Raw genomic sequence first — 18733 nt, 5'->3', positions numbered from 1 at the left:
CTTTCTGAGCTGTCTGCACAGTCAGAACGCGTGATAATTTGTCGAATTGCTCTCGGGTTTCGCGCCAGCCTCGGGATGAGAGCAGAATATGGGCGTGACCGACAACGGCGAGTTCCACTACCTCCCCCTGCAGGCAGAGAAGCTGAGCGTGCCCGTTCCGCGTGTCGAACGTGTGACCCTCACGCTCGCCGACGGCCGCGAACTCAGCGCGCTCCGTTACGGAGAGGGCGATCCGGAAGTCACCCTCCTGCACGGCGCCGGACTCAATGCGCACACCTGGGACACCACAGCCCTCCTGCTCGGACGGCCCGTCCTCGCGATCGATCTCGCCGGACACGGCGACTCCAGCTGGCGAACGGACGCCGACTACTCCGGCCGCACCCTCGCACCGGACGTCGCTCAGGCGTTGAGGGAATGGACGAACCGCCCGCAGATCCTCGTCGGTCAGTCCCTCGGCGGTCTGACGGCGGCAGCGGTTGCCGCCGCCCACCCCGAGCTCGTCGACGAGCTCATCATCGTCGACATCACACCGGGAATCGACACCTCGGCCGGCCCCTCCGCCCTTCGGGCGTTCTACGAGGGCCCCACCGACTTCGCCACCCGCGATGAGCTCGTCGAGCGCGCGATGTCCCTCGGATTCGGAGGGAGCCGCCCGGAGACCGAGCGCGGCGTGTTCCTGAACACCCGCGTCCGCCCGGACGGCCGGATCGAGTGGAAGCATCACTTCGCACACCTCGCCGCCGCAGTCCTCGACAGCGACGCCGCGCACGAGGCGACGAGCCGTTCAGGACTGCACGCCGGCGGCTGGGACGACCTGGCGGCGGTCACCGCCCCGCTCACCCTCGTGAGGGCGACCCGAGGCTTCGTCAGCGCAGCGGATGCCGACGAGCTCCAGCGCCGCGTACCGGCGGCACACGTCGTCGCCCTCGATGCCACGCACAACGTCCAGGAGACCGCCCCCGCCGCGCTCGCTGAGCTCATCTCCGCGGCGGACCTCCCCGTCTGACCCCCCTGCCGCCTCAGGCACCGTCCGAACCGGCACACAGCAGCTGCCGCCCCGAGAGGATCCCGCACCACATGACACGCCGCACCACACGCCTCACCGTGATCGCCGCGCTCGCGGCGAGCGCCGTGATCCTGAGCGCTTGCACGAGCTCATCCCCGGAACCGTCCGAGACCACCGTCGGCGAACCCGACCCGAATGCGACACTCACCGTCGGTCTCGTCCTCGAGCCGACGAACCTCGACATCCGTCAGACCAGCGGCGCCGCGCTCGAACAGATCCTCGTCGACAACGTGTACGAGGGCCTCGTCACCCGTGCGCAGGACAACACCGTCGAACCACGGCTGGCGACGGAGTTCGACGTCTCGGACGACGGCCTCACCTACACCTTCACCCTCAACGAGGGCGTCACCTTCCATGACGGGTCGGAGATGACCTCCGCCGACGTCGTCGACTCCTACGAGGCGGTGCGCACCGACGAGTCCCTCCAGGGGCATGCGGATTTCGCGGCCGTCGAATCGATCGAGGCGCCCGACGCGGAGACCGTCGTGATCACGCTGTCCGAGCCGAACCAGAACTTCCTGTTCGCGCTGACCGGTCCGGCAGGACTCGTCTTCCGCAGCGGAGACAGCACGGATCTGAAGACGGCGGAGAACGGCACCGGACCGTTCACTCTGCAGAAGTGGAGCAAGGGCAGCACGATCACCTTCAGTCGCTTCGACGACTATTGGGGCGATCTCGCTGGCGTGGCAGAAGTCGTGTTCGAGTACATCCCCGACTTCACCGCCGGGGTGAACGCCGCCCTGGACGGCAGCCTCGACGTGCTCACCGCCGTCGATCCGAACCTCGCTCCCCAGCTGGAGGACTCCGGCGAGTTCACACTGACCAGGGGTCGTACGACGGACAAGGCGACGCTGGCGTTCAACAACGCCTCCGCCCCTCTCGACGACGTCCGGGTCCGCGAGGCGCTGCGGCTCGGCATCGACCACGAGGGCCTCATCGAAGCCGTCGGCGCCGGTCAGGCGCTCTACGGGCCCATCCCTGAGCTCGACCCCGGGTACGAGGACCTCGCTGAGCTCGCCCCGTACGACCCGGAGCGCGCGAAGGAGCTGCTCGCCGAAGCCGGGCAGGAGGATCTCGATCTCACCCTCACGATCCCGAACTTCTACGGCACGACGGTGTCGCAGGTGCTCGTGTCGGACTTCAACGCGATCGGCGTGACCCTCGAGGTCGACACCGTCGAGTTCTCGACCTGGCTCGAGGACGTCTACACGAACAAGGATTACGACCTGAGCTTCGTCCTGCACGTCGAGCCGCGCGACTTCGGTAATTTCGCCAACCCGGACTACTACTTCGGCTACGACAACCCCGAGGTGCAGGCCCTGTACGCGCAGGCGCTCGCGGAGATCGATCCTGATGCATCAGCCGAACTGCTGGCGCAGGCCGCGCGCCTCGTCTCCGAGGACCACGCCGCGGACTGGCTCTACACGGGTGAGACGATCACGGCCGTTCGCCCGACGGTCTCCGGATTCCCGGAGGACTCCATCAACTCGCGCATCGATCTCGCAGGCGTCACCGTCTCGTCCGATTGATCGCCGTTGATCCGCTACACGCTCACACGAGGAGTCCTGCTGATCGCGGGGCTCCTCGTGTCGAGCGTGCTCATCTTCCTCACTCTTCGAGTCTTCCCAGGTGACGTCGCCCAGCTCATCGCCGGCACGCAGGCCTCCCCCGCCACCGTCGCCGCGCTGCGCGAATCGTTGGGGCTCGATCGGCCGCTGCACGTGCAGTACGGCGAGTGGATCGGCGGCGTGCTGACCGGCGACCTCGGCACGTCGCAGCTCAGCGGCGCGTCCGTCGGCGCAGAGATCGCGGAGAAGGCGCAGGTCACGGTGCCGCTGGGGATCATGTCCCTGGTGATCGCCCTCCTCATCGCCGTTCCGTTCGGCATCCTCTCCGCGCTCCTGCGCGGCCGCGCGGGGGGCACCGCGCTCAGTGTCACCGCACAGGCCCTCGCCGCCGTTCCGGTCATCTGGGCGGGCATGATGCTGATCGTCGTGTTCGCGGTCTGGCTCGGGTGGCTGCCCGCACAGGGGTTCCCCCGCGCCGGCTGGGACCAGCCGGGGCAGGCGCTGCGCGCCCTCGTGCTGCCGGCCCTGACCATCGGCATCGTGGAGGGCGCCATGCTCCTGCGGTTCGTCCGCAGCGCCACCCTGCAGGCCCGTGGACAGGATTTCGTTCGCACCGCCGCCGCGAAGGGGCTCAGCCGCAACCGCGCGCTGATCCAGCACGGCATCCCCGCCGTCGGCCTGTCCATCGTCACCGTGCTCGGACTCCAGGTCGCGGGGATCGTGGTCGGCTCCGTCATCATCGAACAGCTCTTCACGCTCCCCGGCATCGGACGGATGCTCGTCGCCGACGTCGGCACGCGCGACCTCGTCAAGGTGCAGAGCGAGCTGCTCGTCCTCACCGGCCTCGTCCTGGTGATCGGCTTCCTCGTCGATCTCATCCATCACTTCGTCGACCCGCGACAGAGGGAGGCCTGATGCCGCGCTGGCTGCATCGTCTGTGGGGCGGCGCGACGGGACGCTTCGGACTCATCGCCGTCGCGGCCATCGCCCTGATCGCGCTGGTCGCGCTCGTGTGGACGCCGTTCAACCCGCTCAGCACGAACGTCCGCGATCGGTGGGCGGCTCCAGGGTGGCCCCATCTGCTCGGGACGGACGGTACGGGGCGCGACATCCTCAGCCTCATCATGGCCGGCGCACGCACCACGGTCTTCGTCAGCGTCGGCGCCGGCATCGTGGCGACCCTGGTGGGAATCGCGCTCGCGGCCCTGGGAGCCCTGACGTTCCGCTGGATGCGCGAGACCGTCGCGGTGCTCGTCGACATCCTCATCGCCTTCCCCGTCCTCATCATCGCCATGATGATCTCCTCCGTGTGGGGCGGATCGCTGTGGGTGGTCGTCTGGTCCGTCGGCATCGGCTTCGGGGTGAACATCGCACGCGTCACTCGTCCGGAGCTGCGCCGTGTGCAGCAGAGCGACTTCGTGCTCGCCGGGCGCGCGGCAGGCCTCACCCCCGCGCAGAACCTCCTGCGGCACCTGCTGCCGAACGCCGCACCGGTGTTCATCGTGCAGTTGTCCTGGTCGATGGCCGTCGCCGTCCTCGCCGAGGCCGGTCTGTCGTACCTCGGATTCGGCGCCTCCGTCACGGAGCCGTCGTGGGGTCTGTTGCTCTCGGACCTGCAGCGGTACATCGGCATCCACCCGCTTTCGGTGATCTGGCCGGGACTCGCCATCACGATCACGGTGCTCGCCCTGAACCTGCTGGGCGACGCGCTGCGCGAAGCGACCGACCCGACCCTGCAGCATCGATCCGCGGCGACGCACACGCCGGCGGTGGTCGCATGAGCCTCGTCGTGAAGGATCTCGTCGTCGAGATCGACGGCCGCCGCGTCGTCGACGGCATCTCCTTCGAGGTGCCGGACGGAGGCCGCCTCGGTCTGATCGGCGAATCGGGATCGGGCAAATCCCTCACCGCGCTCGCCGTGCTCGGGCTCCTCCCCGACGGCGCGTCGGCCACCGGCAGCATCCGCTGGGACGACACGGAGCTGATCGGGATGCCGGACCGGGAGCTCGCCCGCTTCCGCGGCGACGACATCGGCATCGTCTTCCAGGAGCCGAGGACGGCGTTGAACCCGATCCGCACCGTCGGCCGTCAGATCGCAGAGTCCATCCGCATCCACACCGGCGTCGGCGCGCGTGAAGCGCGCAGGCGCGCTGTCGAGGAGGCCGCTCGCGTACGCCTGCCCGACCCGGAGACGATCGTGGACAAGTACCCCCACCAACTCTCCGGCGGTCAGCGCCAGCGCGTCGCGATCGCGATGGCGCTCGCCTGCCGGCCACGGCTGCTCATCGCCGACGAGCCCACGACCGCGCTCGATGTGACCATCCAGGCGGAGATCCTCACCCTGCTGCTGTCCCTGACGGAAGAACAGGGGATGTCGTTGATGTTCATCACGCACGACCTCGCCGTGCTCGCCCAGGTCGCCACGCACGGCGTCGTGCTCGAGAACGGATCGGTGGTCGAGTCGGCGCCGGTGCAGACCCTGCTGCGAGCGCCGGCGTCGCCGATCACCCAGGGGCTGCTCCGCGACGCCACCGCGACCCTGTGGCGGCCGGACGGCGGTGACGCATGAGTCTCATCGAGGCGCGTGGACTCGGCCGCGACTTCCCCGTACCGAGGCGCACGATGTTCGAGCGCGCGCGAACCCAGACGGCGCTGCAGCCGACGGACCTCGACATCGACGCGGGTGAATCGATCGGGATCATCGGGGAATCCGGTTCCGGCAAGTCGACGCTCATCCGCCTGCTCCTCGGCCTCGACCGTCCGACCTCCGGCTCGGTGCGCATCGATGGGCGCGACGTGGACCCGACGGCGTCCGCACGGTCACTGCACTGGCTGCGCCGCGCGACCGGTCTCGTTTTCCAGGACCCCTACGCATCTCTCGATCCCCGCATGAGTGCGGGCCAGATCATCGCCGAGCCGCTGCGGGCGCTGGGGATCGACGGCGATCGGCGGGCACGCGTGCGCGAGGTGCTCGCCCAGGTCGGACTCGATCCCGAGATGGCCGACCGCTACCCGCACGAGTTCTCCGGAGGCCAGCGCCAGCGCGTCGCCATCGCGCGGGCGATCGTGCACCGCCCGCGCATCCTCGTCGGCGACGAGCCCCTCTCCGCACTCGATGTCACCGTGCGCGCGCAGATCCTCGGTGTCCTGACGGACCTCCTCGAGACGGAGGATCTCACCCTCGTCCTCGTCTCGCACGACATCGGCGTCGTCCAGAACCTCTGCGACACCGTGGCGGTCATGAAGGACGGTGCGATCGTCGAGCGCGGCAGCACCAAGGATGTGCTGCTGCGACCGCAGCAGGACTACACGCGGCGTCTGCTCGCGGCGATTCCCGTCATCCCCGCCGGCGACGCCGACGCACCGGCGTGAGGGAACGCTGCAGGTAGACCGTTCCGAGCGAACGGCCGAACTTGAATCCGACCCTGCCCATCCGCCCGACCTCCACGAACCCGTTGCGCTCGTGCAGACGGATGGAGGCCTCCGCCCCGCTGTCGCTGATCACCGCGACGATCTCGCGAAGACCGATCTGCTCGCACGCGGCGATCAGCGCCTGGAGGAGGGCGGTGCCGAGTCCCTTGCCACCGGCACCGGGCCCGAGATAGATCGAGTTCTCGACCGTGTAGCGGTAGGCGGACTTGCTCGCCCACGGCTGCACCAGGGCGTAACCGATCACCTGTCCTGTCGGGGTGACCGCCACGAGGAACGGCAGCTTGAGTCGCGTCAGCAGATCGAACTTCTCGCGCCAGTAGCGGTGCGTCGACGGCTTCTCGTCGAACGTCACCACGGAGTTGGCGACGTAGTGGTTGTAGATGCCGCGCACATCGGGGAGATCCCCGGCCCTGGCCGCGCGGATCTCGAAGGCGAACCGATCGGGCTCCGGGGCTGGTGCCTGCAGGTGGCGCGGCAGTCGTCGACGCTGGTCTCCGGGTTCGAACTGCACGTGCTCAGCTTATAGTTCACCCGAGACGCGCCAGTCGACGGGCGCGGCCCCCTGCTCCTCGAGCAACGCGTTGGCCCTGGAGAAGGGACGCGAGCCGAAGAACCCGCGGCGCGCGGAGAGCGGAGACGGATGCGCGGAGGCGATCACCGGGGTGTCCCCCAGCATCGGCTCGGCCCTCGCGGCATCCTTCCCCCACAAGATCGCGACCAGCGGCGCATCGCGCGCCGCGAGCGTTCGGATGGCGAGCTCGGTGACCTCTTCCCACCCCCAGCCGCGATGCGACGCAGGAGCGCCGGGCCGCACCGTGAGCACTCTGTTGAGGAGCATCACGCCCTGGTCGCTCCAGGCGGTGAGGTCGCCGTGGGGTGCCGGCGGGATGCCGAGATCACTCTGCCGTTCGGCGTAGATGTTCGACAGGCTCCTCGGAAGCGGGCGCACGGCGGCGTCGACGGCGAAGGACAGCCCGATCGGATGCCCGGGCGTCGGGTACGGATCCTGCCCCGTGATCAGCACACGGACCTCGTCGAGCGGGCGCTGGAACGCGCGCAGCACCTGGGTGCCGCTGGGCAGGTAGCCCGCCCCTTCCGCCTGCTCCTCGCGCAACCGATCTCCCAGCCGGCGGATCGTCTCAGCAGCCGGAGCGAGGGCCTGCGCCCAGCCATGATCGATCAGGCCGTCCTCGGCGAGCTGCGCCAGGGACCGTCCCTCCACGCGCGTCAGTCCTCGTGCTCGGGTCGCACCCGCAGTGCGCCGCGCGCGAGCAGGTGCTGCGCCGACTGCGCGACGGGGCGCATCGTGATGAGGTCGAGGTTTACGTGACCGGGCGTGTTCAGCGCGTAGCCGATCACGTCGGCGACATCCGCGGCGGTCAGGGGGTCGTCCACCCCGGCGTAGACGGCCTCGGCCGCTGCCTTGTCGCCGCCGAGCCGGTTCAGCGTGAATTCCTCGGTGTGCACCATGCCGGGCGCGACCTCGACGACGCGGATCGGCTCACCGTTGAGCTCCTGCCGCAGAGCCTTGACGAGCATCGACTCCGCCGCCTTCGCCGCGTTGTACCCGCCACCGCCGGGGTAGGCGGTCTGCGCCGCCGTCGAGGTGACGAAGACCGTGTCGGCGTGCCCGTCGACCGCAGCGGCCCTGCGCAGCAATGGGAGGAACCCGGCGACCAGGCGCTGGGTCGCCAGGACGTTGACGTCGTACATCCACTGCCAGTCGTCGATGCGGCCGTCCTCGACCCGGTCGGTGCCGCGTGCACCGCCGGCGACCTGCACGAGCGCGTGCACGGGGCCCGCGGCCCCGATCTCGCCGATGAGTGCGGTGACGGCATCGCCGTCGGTGAGGTCGCAGGAGATCGCCGATGCGCCGGTCTCCTCAGCCAGAGCCTGGAGCCGCTCAGCGCGCCGTGCGACGGCCACCACGTCCCATCCGCGATCGCGGAGGTCGCGCACCGTCGCCTCGCCGATACCCGAGCTCGCCCCTGTCACCACTGCACGTCGTGTCACCATGCCTCCACCGTACGGCCTTCCGCGTGATCAGGCCGGTCATGGATGTTACGTAACATTTCCGCGTCGTTGTCGGCACCTGCACGCTTCCGTAGTGTCTGTGTCACGGCATCCGCCACACCGACTTCGACTCCGCCCGAGGAGGCCCACAATGTCCGCACCTGAGACCTGGCGTTTCGAGACCAAGCAGATCCACTCCGGCGCTGCGCCCGACCCGGTGACCAAGGCCCGCGCCACGCCGATCTACCAGACCACCTCCTACGTGTTCGACAACGCCGACCACGCGGCGAACCTGTTCGCCCTCGCCGAGTTCGGCAACATCTACACCCGCATCCAGAACCCCACGCAGGATGTCCTCGAACAGCGCCTCGCCGCGCTCGAGGGTGGCACGGGAGCACTGGTGCTCTCCAGCGGCCAGGCCGCGTCGACCTTCGCCGTGCTGAACATCGCACAGGCGGGCGACCACATCGTCTCGTCGAGCTCGATCTACGGCGGCACTTACAACCTGTTCAAGTACACCCTGGCCAAGCTCGGCGTCGAGGTGACCTTCGTCGAGAACCAGGACGACATCGAGGAGTGGCGCGCAGCCGTCCGTCCCAACACGAAGCTGTTCTTCGGCGAGACGATCGGCAACCCGAAGATCAACGTCCTCGACATCCGCAACGTCGCAGACGTCGCGCACGAGAACGGCATCCCGCTCATCGTCGACAACACGATCGCGACGCCGTACCTGATCCGTCCGTTCGAGCACGGTGCGGACATCGTCGTGCACTCGGTCACGAAGTTCCTCGGCGGACACGGCACGACCATCGGCGGCGCGATCGTCGACGGCGGACGGTTCGCATGGACGGAGAACGCCGCGAAGTTCCCCGAGCTCACCGAGCCCGACCCCTCCTACCACGGCGCGGTCTATACGACGGCGGTGGGTGACGCGCTCGCCTACATCATCAAGGCCAGGGTGCAGCTGCTGCGCGACCTCGGTTCGGCGATCGCCCCGCAGAGCGCGTGGAACCTCATCCAGGGCATCGAGACGCTGTCGCTGCGCATCGAGCGCCACGTGCAGAACGCGCAGGAGATCGCCGAGTGGCTCGAGAACCACGCCGACGTCGCGAGCGTCAACTACTCGGGCCTGCCCTCGTCGCCGTGGTACGCCAAGGCCAACGAGTACGCCCCCAAGGGCGTCGGTGCCGTGCTGTCCTTCGAGCTCAAGGGCGGTGTCGAAGCCGGTCGTGAGTTCGTCAACAGCCTCTCGCTGTTCAGCCACCTCGCCAACATCGGTGACGTCCGCTCGCTCGTGATCCACCCGGCATCGACGACCCACTCGCAGCTCACCCCGGAGCAGCAGCTCACCTCCGGTGTCACGCCGGGACTCGTCCGACTCTCGGTCGGTCTGGAGAACATCGACGACCTCAAAGCGGACCTCGAGGGCGCTCTGGCGGCCGCTCGCCGCGTCTCGGAGGCCGCTCGGGCCTGAGCCTCGACGCGCAGAGAAGCACGAATCTCGCAGGGATCCTCGGAATCTCTGCGAGATTCGTGCTTTTCTGCGTGCGCGGCGTCGTCATGCGGCCGTAACGTGCGCCTGCGCCGCCGCGCCGACAGGCGAGAATGGATGCCATGGACTGGCAGAGCACCTCGGAGGACACCGTGCCGTCGGCGCGCGTGACGGAGGACGATGCCCGTCTGCTGCGCGCTCGACCCCCCGTCACCGGAGCGTGGCGCGACGGCGACCCGGCCGGAGAGCGCCGCTTCGCGGCTTTCGGCGCCTTCCGCACTGAAAGCGGACAGGAGCTGCCGAGCATCCGGATCGCGTACGAGACGTGGGGCGAGCTGAACGACGCCCGCGACAACGCCGTCCTCGTGCTGCACGCGCTCACCGGCGACAGTCACGTGCGCGGCGATGCGGGTCCCGGCCATCCGACGGCCGGATGGTGGGAGGACGTCGTCGGGCCGGGAGCCGCGCTCGACACCGATCGCTGGTTCGTCATCGCCCCGAACATGCTCGGCGGATGCCAGGGCTCCACCGGCCCCGCCAGCATCGCTCCCGACGGCTACGAGTGGGCGTCCCGGTTCCCGTACCTCACGGTGCGCGACCAGGTCGCCGCGCAGGTGCAGCTCGCCGACGCCCTCGGCATCCAGCGGTGGGCCGCCGTCGTCGGCGGTTCCATGGGCGGCATGCACGCCCTGGAGTGGGCCATCGCCCATCCCGCCCGCGTCGAGCGTCTCGCGGTGCTGTCGGCGCCTCCCGTGAACACCGCCGACCAGATCGCCCTGAACTCCGTGCAGCTCGAGGCCATCCGCATCGACCCCCGCTTCCAGGGCGGCGAGTACTACGACCAGAGCGTCGGCGAAGGCCCCCACCGCGGTCTCGCGCTCGCGCGCCGCATGGCGCTGCTGAACTACCGCAGTCCGATCGAGCTCAACCAGCGCTTCCAGCGGTCCTGGCAGTCCGACGTCTCGCCCCTCGGTCGGGGCGGGCGCTTCGCCGTCGAGTCCTATCTCGACTTCCACGGCAACAAGTTCACGCGCCGGTTCGACGCGAACAGCTACCTGACCCTCGTCGAGGCGATGAACTCCCACGACGTCGGTCGGGGGCGCGGCGGGGTCGAGAGCGCCCTTCGCGAGGTGACCGCCACGACGCTCGTGCTGGGCATCGACACCGACAGGCTGTTCCCCGTCGACGGGCAGCATCGGATCGCGCGCAGCATCCCGCACACGATCGACGGGAACGAAGCGGTCGTGATCGCGAGCGACTTCGGCCACGACGGATTCCTCATCGAGACGGATGCGGTGAACCTGCACCTGCGGCGGCTTCTCAGCGCGTGACGGGATCCCGGCGGTAGGTCCACGGCAGGGAGGCGGTCTCGAGTCGGTGGTGTCCCGCTCCGCCCTCGGGATGCGCGGCATCCCCGCCCCAGGCGAACACGCCGTCGCCGATGAGGTGCGTGGCGTACAGGTCGGGCACGGGCGTCGCCGCCACGGCGTGCGCGAAGGATTCATGCGGTACGAGTGCGTCGAGGGTCACCCACGTCGGCGGGAAGAGCAGCATCTCGCCCTTCGCGTGCCCGGCGAGGGCGGCGGACGGCGAGAGCCAGACCGCGTCCAGAACTTCATCGGCGGCCGGCCGGAGCGTGTCGTCCTCCGTCTCGGCGAGGAAGAACCACGTGCGCACGCGCTTGGGCGCCTCGATCGGAGGCACCCAGCACGAGATCGTGTGCAGACCCGCCGGACGCAGGCCGACCTCCTCCGCGCACTCCCTGGCGGCCGCTCTGGCCGCCGTGTCGTGCTCGGATTCCCCCTCGACGACGTCGATCTCTTCGACCACACCGCCGGGGAACACCCAGGCGCCGGGGAACGATCCCCGATCGGGTCTGCGGATCAGCAGGGTCTCGAGTCCCGAGTCCCTCGCCCGAAGCAGGACGATGGTTCCTCCGACGAGCATCGTCTGATCCATGGACCCACCCTAGGCCACGCCGACGCGCTCGTTTCCGGGGTGGCCCGCTCGGTCTCCCTCCGCGCCCCCGCGGTCGGCGCGGAGGGCGACTGCGGTGATGCCGAGGCCGATGACGGCGAGGATCGCGCCCACCCACGCCGGAGCGGTGAACCCCCAGCCGAGCGCGATCACCGCGCCGCCGAGGAATGCACCGAGACTGTTGCCGATGTTGAGGGCGGAGTGGTTCATCGCCGCCGCGATCGACTGGTTGTCGCCCGCGACGTCCATGAGACGCGTCTGGATGGCGGGGCTCAGCACCGAGGAGACGAGTCCGACCGCGAACGCGAGCGCCCCGAGCAGCACGATCTGGAAGGACAGCAGGGCGAGCAGAGCGAGGACGGCGGCGAGCCCCGTCATGCCGATCAGCATGGTGAGGCGCAGATCGCGGTCGGCCAGGTAGCCGCCGAGCAGATTGCCGACGGTCATGCCGACGCCGACGGCGATGAGGACGAGGGGAACAGCCCACGCCGGGGCCCCTGCGACATCGGTGACCAACGGCGCCACGTAGCTGTACACGGCGAAGAATCCGCCGAATCCGATGGCGCCGATCCCGAGCGTGAGCCAGACCTGACCGATGCGGAACACGCCGAGCTCGGAGCGCAGGGTCCGCCCCGGCTCCCCCGGGTGCGCAGGGACGAACAGCGCGATGCTGGCCGCGGCGACCGCGAACACGATCGCGACGATGAGGAACGCGACCCGCCACCCCCACTGCTGCCCGAGGAACGTCCCGACGGGGACGCCGACGACGTTCGCGATCGTGAGCCCGGTGAGGATGAAGGCGACGCCCTGGGCCCGTCTTCCCGGCCCGAGCACGTCTGCGGCCACGAGCGCTCCGATGCCGAAGTACGCACCGTGCGGGAGGCCGGCGAGGAACCGGGACATGCCGACGAGCTCGAACGTCGGCATGAGCACGGTGAGCGCGTTGAACACGGTGAGCGCGATCGCGAGGCCGATCATGACGCGATGACGCGGGAAGCGCGCCACGAGACCCGCGATCGTCGGCGCACCGATGACGACGCCCAGCGCATACAGCGAGATGAGGATGCCGGTCTGACCGATCGCCTCTTCGGGAGACGCCGACCACAGGGAGGGCAGCAGGTCTCTGGCGATGTCAGGAAGCAGCCCCATGATGACGAACTCGGTCATGCCGATGCCGAAGGAGCCGATGGCGAGGGAGAGGAGCGCCATCATCGCCGCACCCCTCGATCCTGTCGAGGAGTGATTCACCTGTTCATGCTACTGGGAGTCCGCGCCCTCGATCGCCGCTTCGAGGCGCTCGATCTTCGCGTCGAGTTCGCCGCTGTACCCGGGCCGGATGTCCGCCTTGATCATGAGCGAGACGCGCGACCCGAACGGCATCACCGCTTCGGTGGCCCGCTTGACCACTCCCATCACGGTGTCCCAGTCCGGGCCTTCGAGCTCGGTGAACATGCTGGTCGTCCGGTGCGGGAGCCCGGATTCGCGCACGACCTTGACGGCTGCGGCGACGGCGTCGTGGACGGAGCCGTCTGGGTTGTCTGCGGCAGCGCCGCTGGGCGCGACGGAGAAGGCGATGAGCATGGTCTACCTCATTTTCTCTTCGATGATCGGACGGCGGGGACGCGAAGCAGCGCTCGGACGGCGAGAACGAGCAGGACGATCAGGAGAGCGTTGCGCGCGGTGAGCACGAGCACGGGGAGGAGCTCCGCGCGCAGCAGTGCGTCGTAGGTGAGCGGATAGACCAGGCACGTGAGCCCGCACAGGGCGAGCACGACGGCGGCAGGGGCGCCGGATCTCGTGCGGTCGAACAGGATCCACAGGACGACCGGAGCGATGAGCCAGGTCTGGAACTGGGGCGATCCGACCTTGTTGGTCACGATCAGCACGACGACGATCGCCATCGCCAGGGGTGGGAGCAGCCGCGGGAACGATGCGCCGCGCACGGCCTTGACGGCGCCGAGGACGACGACGGCGAGACCGGCGACGGCCATCAGCGGCGTCAGGACGGCGGCGAGCAGATCGACGCCGGGCGCATCGATCTGGAAGGTGAGGATCTCGAAGCTGTACTCGACTGTCGCCGCGCCGGCTGCTGCCATCCACATGAACGGTGTCGCGGCGACCGCTTCGATCTGCAGCCCACGGCCCGTCTGCTCGGTCACGAATCCGAACAGGTGCTCGCCGGCGCCGAGCACGGAGAGCAGGAGGATGACCACGCCGCTCACGCCGAGGAAGGCCAGGAGGATGCGTCCCCGCGTCCGTGCGGCGGTCACGGCGGCGACGATGAGCGCGCCGGGCCAGATCTTGATCCAGGCGGCGACCGCGAGCACGACCGCTGCCGTGGCCGGGCGCTTGACGAGCCAGCACCCGCCGATCACCGCCAGCGGCACCGTCACCGCGTCGATGCGGTACATCCCGATGGGCCCGAGCAGCAGGAGCGCTGCCGTCCAGAACCAGCCGGCGGAGCGGCGCGCCGCCGTCCCCGTCCGTCCGACGAGGACGCCGAAGCCGACGGCGTCGAGCGCGGTGACGAGGATCGCCCATCCGATCAGATACGCCCCGGCCGACCCGACCACTCCGGTCAGGGGCCAGGCGACGATCTGGGTGAGCAGCATGGGGATGATCGCCGGTTGCGGGTACACCCATGACTCGGTGACGCCGACGATCGCCTCGCCGGCGAGGGCCGCCTGGGACCACGGCTGATAGACGAGGGTGACGTCGCCCATGGGCTGTGCCGGGTAGACCCACCCGAGCCAGGCGACGAGCACGTGCACGGCGAGGAACGCGGCCCACAGGCCGACGACGCGAGCCTTCACGACAGCAGGTCTTCGATCGCGGCCGGGATCGACTCGGCGACGTCGAGGGCGACGATGGGGTGTCCGGTCCTGCCTCCCGTGGCGCCGGCGGCCCGTGCCGCCGCGTATCCGTGCAGCCAGGCGGCAGCGGCTGCCGTGTCCGCCGGGCGGGCCTCACGGTTGCCTGCGGCGAGCGCGCCCAGCATCCCGGCCAGCACGTCCCCTGCCCCCGCGGTCGCGAGCCACCCAGGGGCAGCGGACACCGCGACGACGTCGCCGTCAGGGGCGGCGACGATGCTCGTCGCCCCCTTGAGCAGGACCGTCGCGCCGAGCGCCGCCGCGACCTCGGCGGCGTCGTCCGCGCGGTCGCCCGTGCCGTCGGGGTCGAGGTCCAGTCCTGCTCGCAGACGCGCGAACTCTCCCGCGTGCGGCGTGACCACGAGCGGCGCTGAGGCGGTGCGTGCGAGATCGAGCGCCCCGGCGTCGACGATGACGGGAGCCGTGCCGGCGAGGATCTCGCGGAGCGCGCGCTCCTCCTCCCACGGGCGGTGCACAGGATTCGTTCCGGAACCGATCACCCACGCGTCGACGCGGGTGCTGCCGACGTCGAGGGCGGCGACGGTCTCCGGGCGGCGTGCGATCACGGCGTCCGCGGCGCGCCCCTCACCGACGAAGCGGACGAACCCCGCACCGGTGCGCCACGCGGCCTCGACGCCGAGCACGGCGGCACCGGGGTACGCGCTGGACCCGGTGCGGAGCGCGACCACTCCCCTGGAGTACTTGTCGTCCTCAGCGGTCGGGACCCGGAGCAGCGCGATCGTGTCGGAGCGGGACCACTCGCGGGCGTCGATCATGGGATCAACGCTAGCGCGCCCCGGTCCGCTCAGCGGTACTACGGTCGAAGAGTGAGTCATCTGTTCTCCTCCCTCCGCATCCGCTCCGTCACCTTCCCGAACCGCCTCTGGGTCTCCCCCATGTGCATGTACAGCGCCGTGGACGGCATCGTGCAGGACTGGCACCGCACGCATCTGACGCAGTTCGCCGACGGGGGTGCCGGGCTCATCGTCGCCGAGGCGACAGCCGTGGTCCCCGAAGGACGCATCACACCCCGCGACGCCGGCATCTGGAGCGATGAGCAGCGCGACGCCTGGGCGCCGATCGTGCAGGCCGTGCACGATCGCGGCGGACTCGCCGGCATCCAGCTCGCTCACGCGGGTCGGAAGGCGTCGACCTGGTGGCCGTGGGCCGCGCAGCGGGGTTCCGTTCCCGAGTCCGACGGCGGCTGGCAGACGGTGGCCCCGTCGGCCGTCGCATTCGACGGCTTCGCCGAGCCGCTCGGCGTGGATGCCGCGGGCATCGAGCGGATCGTGGACGGCTTCGCCTCTGCCGCGCGTCGCGCGATCGATGCGGGCTTCGACGTCCTCGAGCTGCACGGCGCGCACGGTTACCTGCTGCACCAGTTCCTCTCTCCGCTGTCGAACCGGCGAACGGACGAGTACGGCGGTTCGCTGGAGAACCGCACGCGTCTGCTGCTCCGGATCATCGATGTCGTCCGGGCCATCGCCGGCGACGAGATGCCGCTGTTCGTGCGGATCTCTGCCACCGATCACGCCGACGGCGGATTCACCGCGACCGAGGCCGCCACCGTCGGCGAGTGGGCGATCGGGCACGGCGCCGATTTCATCGACGTCTCCAGCGGCGGCCTGGTCGCGCACCAGCAGATCGACGTGCACCCCGGGTATCAGGTGCCGCTCGCGGAGACCGTCCGTCGAGGTGGACGCATCCCGGTGAGCGCGGTCGGGCTCATCACCGCGGCGGCCCAGGCCGAACAGGTGATCGCCGACGGCGCGGCCGACGCCGTGTTCGCCGGCCGGGAGTGGCTGCGCGATCCGCACTTCGGCCTTCGCGCCGCGCACGAGCTCGGCGTGGAGGTGGCCTGGCCGCCGCAGTACGAGCGCGCTCGCTGGCGCTGATCTGCGGCGACCGAGCGCCTACCGTCCGTGCACGCGGCGCGTGGCGTCCTGCACCTCGCCGACGAGCTCTTCGAGGATGTCCTCCAGGAACAGCACGGCCGTGGTCTCGCCTCGTCCGTCGCGCACCCTCGCCAGGTGGCGCCCGGCGCGCCGCATGAGCGCGAGGGCGTCCTCGAGGTCGGTGTCCTCCTGGACCGGCACCATGTGGTGGATGCGCTTGGCGGGGATCGGCACGACGGTCTTGGCCGCCGCGTCCTCACCCTCCGCCGCACGCAAGATGTCCTTGAGGTGGACGTAGCCCGCCGGGGCACCATCGTCGTCGACGATCACGTACCGCGAGAATCCGTAGCGGGCGACGGCGCGTTCGATGTCGTCCGGAGTCGTCGACTGCGGCAGCGTCACCAGGTCGCCGAGCGCGACCGCCACGTCGCGCGCCTTCTTGTCGGTGAACTCGACAGCCTTGGCCACGGCGCCGGAGGTGTCCGCCAGCACACCCTCCCTGCGGGACTGGTCGACGATCGTCGCCACCTCGTCGATCGTGAACGTGGACGCCGCCTCGTTCTTCGGCTCGACGCGGAACAGCCGGAGCACACTGTTGGCGGCGGCGTTGAGCACCCAGATCACCGGGTGGAACACCTTCGACACCCACACGAGCGGCGGGGCGAGGATCAGCACGGCGCGGTCAGGGACCGAGAACGCGAGGTTCTTCGGCACCATCTCGCCGAACACGACGTGCAGGTACGACACCAGGACGAGCGCGACGACGAATCCGGTGATGTCGACGACCGCGTCTGGCCAGCCGAGAGCGTGCATCGGAACGCCGAGCAGGTGGTGGATGGCGGGTTCGGAGACGTTGAGGATCAGCAGCGAGCAGATCGTGATGCCCAGCTGCGAGGTCGCGAGCATGAGCGTCGCGTGCTCCATCGCGAACAGCGCGGTCTTCGCCGCACGGGAGCCCTGCTCCGCGCGTGGTTCGATCTGCGAACGCCGAGCGGAGATGACGGCGAACTCGGCACCGACGAAGAACGCGTTCGCGACCAGCAGGATCACGAGCCAGACGATTCCCATCCAGTCGTTCATCGGGTCACCTCCTCGGTCGGAGCATCCACCGGGGACGGGGTGTACCTCACCCGATCGATGCGTCGGCCGTCCATGCGGACGACCTGCAGCGCACCGGAGTCGAGTGTGACCTCGTCACCGGTGGTCGGCACCCGCTCGAGGACGCTCATGATGTAGCCGCCGACGGTGTCGTAGACGTCCCCCTCCGGGACGAGGACCCCCGCGCGGCTGCGCAGCTCGTCGGGTCGCAGCTCGCCGGGGAAGGTGATGGATCCCTTGCCGCGCACGATGCCCGCCCTGCTGCGGTCGTGCTCGTCCGAGACCTCCCCGACGATCTCCTCCACGAGGTCCTCCAGGGTGACGATGCCGGCGGTGCCGCCGTACTCGTCCACGACGATCGCGAGCTGATAGCCCTTGGCGCGCAGCTCGGAGATCAGCACGTCCAGGTGGACCGTCTCCGGGACGCGCAGCGCGTCGGTGGCCAGGGCCCCGGCCGGAACCTCGGCACGACGCTCGCGCGGCACCGACACGGCAGCCTTCAGGTGCACGACGCCCGTGATGTCGTCGAGGTCCTCCCCGAAGACGGGGAAGCGGCTGTGGCCGGTGCGGCGGGCGAGCTGGATGACGTCCTCGGCGGAGTCGCCGGCGGCGATGGCGTGCATGCTCGGCCGCGGCGTCATCACGTCGTCCGCCGACAGACGGGAGAAGGTCAGTGTGCGATCGAGGAGGGAGGCCGTGTCCGCCTCGAGGACGCCGGCGCTGGCGGAGCGGCGGACGAGGGAGGAGAGCTCCTCGGCCGTTCTGGCGCCGGAGAGCTCCTCCTTGGGCTCGATCCCCACGGAGCGCAGCACCCCGTTGGCACTGCCGTTGAGCAGCAGGACGGCGGGGCGGAACACGGTCGTGAACGCCACCTGGAAGGGCACGACGAACTTGGCCGTCGCGCGGGGCAGCGCCAGTGCGAAGTTCTTGGGGACGAGCTCGCCGAGGATCATCGACAGCACCGTCGCGACGACCATCGCCACGACGGTGGCGATCGGACGCACCGCGCCCTCTGCGAGCCCCCACGAGGTCAGCACGGGGCTCAGCAGGTTCGACAGCGCCGGCTCCATCGTGTAACCGGTCAGCAGCGTCGTCAGCGTGATGCCGAGCTGCGCGGAGGACAGATGCGTCGAGGTGTGCTTCAGCGCGCCGATCGTCAGCGACAACCGGGTCTCGCCTCGCGCCTGGCGGGCTTCGAGTTCAGCGCGGTCCAGGTTGACGAGCGCGAACTCGCTGGCGACGAACAACCCCGTCCCCACCGTGAGCAGGAGCCCCACGCCCAACATGACGTAATCCATCAGACGCTCCCCTCCTCGGAGTGG

At 69.8% G+C, this 18733-nt stretch carries 19 protein-coding genes; 9 read left to right on the top strand and 10 right to left on the bottom strand.

What is annotated here, in order from left to right:
• Positions 1-94 precede the first annotated feature (94 nt).
• The 6 genes from HD600_RS11585 to HD600_RS11560 all read left to right on the top strand — a co-directional run bounded on the left by HD600_RS11585 (position 95) and on the right by HD600_RS11560 (position 6006).
• A complete protein-coding gene (locus HD600_RS11585) occupies positions 95-1006 on the top strand; it encodes an alpha/beta fold hydrolase (RefSeq protein ID WP_422120161.1) in 912 nt (303 codons plus the stop codon).
• 71 nt (positions 1007-1077) lie between these two features.
• A complete protein-coding gene (locus tag HD600_RS11580) occupies positions 1078-2595 on the top strand; it encodes an ABC transporter substrate-binding protein (RefSeq protein WP_184283787.1) in 1518 nt (505 codons plus the stop codon).
• Positions 2596-2601: 6 nt separating this feature from the next.
• A complete protein-coding gene (locus tag HD600_RS11575; RefSeq protein ID WP_184283786.1) occupies positions 2602-3549 on the top strand; it encodes an ABC transporter permease in 948 nt (315 codons plus the stop codon).
• A complete protein-coding gene (locus tag HD600_RS11570) occupies positions 3549-4415 on the top strand; it encodes an ABC transporter permease (protein ID WP_184283785.1) in 867 nt (288 codons plus the stop codon). Before HD600_RS11575 ends, HD600_RS11570 begins: the two co-directional genes overlap by 1 nt.
• Entirely contained in the window at positions 4412-5203 is a 792-nt protein-coding gene (locus HD600_RS11565; protein WP_144795525.1) for an ABC transporter ATP-binding protein, read from the top strand. Before HD600_RS11570 ends, HD600_RS11565 begins: the two co-directional genes overlap by 4 nt.
• The gene (locus tag HD600_RS11560) at positions 5200-6006 is read left to right on the top strand and encodes an ABC transporter ATP-binding protein (protein ID WP_184283784.1); all 807 of its coding nucleotides are present in this window, start codon (positions 5200-5202) and stop codon (positions 6004-6006) included. Before HD600_RS11565 ends, HD600_RS11560 begins: the two co-directional genes overlap by 4 nt.
• Here the strand turns inward: HD600_RS11560 and HD600_RS11555 are convergent.
• From HD600_RS11555 to HD600_RS11545, 3 genes are read right to left on the bottom strand one after another with little or no spacing between them, the layout of a single operon-like run.
• Positions 5972-6577, bottom strand: a complete 606-nt coding sequence (locus HD600_RS11555) for a GNAT family N-acetyltransferase (RefSeq protein WP_144795527.1) — start codon at positions 6575-6577, stop codon at positions 5972-5974. The two genes, HD600_RS11560 and HD600_RS11555, sit on opposite strands and share 35 nt — an antisense overlap.
• Before the next feature lie 9 nt (positions 6578-6586).
• Positions 6587-7288, bottom strand: coding sequence for a uracil-DNA glycosylase (locus HD600_RS11550; RefSeq protein WP_184283783.1), 702 nt, complete (start codon positions 7286-7288; stop codon positions 6587-6589).
• A 5-nt stretch (positions 7289-7293) separates the two neighbouring features.
• A complete protein-coding gene (locus tag HD600_RS11545; protein ID WP_184283782.1) occupies positions 7294-8082 on the bottom strand; it encodes an SDR family oxidoreductase in 789 nt (262 codons plus the stop codon).
• A 148-nt stretch (positions 8083-8230) separates the two neighbouring features.
• Between HD600_RS11545 and HD600_RS11540 the strand changes: the two genes are divergently transcribed.
• Positions 8231-9553 (top strand): bifunctional o-acetylhomoserine/o-acetylserine sulfhydrylase, encoded by a 1323-nt coding sequence (locus tag HD600_RS11540; RefSeq protein ID WP_144795529.1) that lies wholly within the window; start codon positions 8231-8233, stop codon positions 9551-9553.
• A gap of 140 nt (positions 9554-9693) precedes the next feature.
• Positions 9694-10902 carry a homoserine O-acetyltransferase MetX gene (metX, locus tag HD600_RS11535; protein WP_184283781.1) on the top strand — a complete coding sequence of 403 codons (1209 nt, stop codon included), beginning with the start codon at positions 9694-9696 and terminating at the stop codon, positions 10900-10902.
• On the opposite strand, the gene HD600_RS11530 is transcribed toward metX, so the two are convergent.
• From HD600_RS11530 to HD600_RS11510, 5 genes are read right to left on the bottom strand one after another with little or no spacing between them, the layout of a single operon-like run.
• The gene (locus HD600_RS11530; protein WP_184283780.1) at positions 10892-11530 is read right to left on the bottom strand and encodes an NUDIX domain-containing protein; all 639 of its coding nucleotides are present in this window, start codon (positions 11528-11530) and stop codon (positions 10892-10894) included. The genes metX and HD600_RS11530 overlap by 11 nt on opposite strands.
• A gap of 9 nt (positions 11531-11539) precedes the next feature.
• Complete coding sequence (locus HD600_RS11525) at positions 11540-12760, bottom strand: MFS transporter (protein ID WP_144796026.1); 1221 nt, start codon at positions 12758-12760, stop codon at positions 11540-11542.
• Positions 12761-12805: 45 nt separating this feature from the next.
• On the bottom strand, positions 12806-13129 hold the full coding sequence (locus HD600_RS11520; protein ID WP_144795532.1) for a thiamine-binding protein: 324 nt from the start codon (positions 13127-13129) through the stop codon (positions 12806-12808).
• Positions 13130-13137: 8 nt separating this feature from the next.
• The gene (locus HD600_RS11515) at positions 13138-14361 is read right to left on the bottom strand and encodes a hypothetical protein (RefSeq protein ID WP_338402229.1); all 1224 of its coding nucleotides are present in this window, start codon (positions 14359-14361) and stop codon (positions 13138-13140) included.
• On the bottom strand, positions 14358-15194 hold the full coding sequence (locus HD600_RS11510; RefSeq protein ID WP_184283779.1) for an NAD(P)H-hydrate dehydratase: 837 nt from the start codon (positions 15192-15194) through the stop codon (positions 14358-14360). The genes HD600_RS11515 and HD600_RS11510 overlap by 4 nt, the downstream gene beginning before the upstream one ends.
• Positions 15195-15245: 51 nt before the next feature.
• Between HD600_RS11510 and HD600_RS11505 the strand changes: the two genes are divergently transcribed.
• Entirely contained in the window at positions 15246-16313 is a 1068-nt protein-coding gene (locus HD600_RS11505; protein WP_184283778.1) for an oxidoreductase, read from the top strand.
• 18 nt (positions 16314-16331) lie between these two features.
• On the opposite strand, the gene HD600_RS11500 is transcribed toward HD600_RS11505, so the two are convergent.
• Positions 16332-17393, bottom strand: a complete 1062-nt coding sequence (locus HD600_RS11500; RefSeq protein ID WP_144795536.1) for a hemolysin family protein — start codon at positions 17391-17393, stop codon at positions 16332-16334.
• Positions 17390-18709: a hemolysin family protein gene (locus HD600_RS11495; protein ID WP_144795537.1), complete on the bottom strand. Its 1320-nt coding sequence runs from the start codon at positions 18707-18709 to the stop codon at positions 17390-17392. The genes HD600_RS11500 and HD600_RS11495 overlap by 4 nt, the downstream gene beginning before the upstream one ends.
• Between the last annotated feature and the right edge of the window lie 24 nt (positions 18710-18733).

Source organism: Microbacterium ginsengiterrae (assembly GCF_014205075.1).
Taxonomy (GTDB): domain Bacteria; phylum Actinomycetota; class Actinomycetes; order Actinomycetales; family Microbacteriaceae; genus Microbacterium; species Microbacterium ginsengiterrae.
The sequence above is the reverse complement of the archived record's forward strand: the minus strand, read 5'-3'. Positions and strand labels throughout refer to the sequence as shown.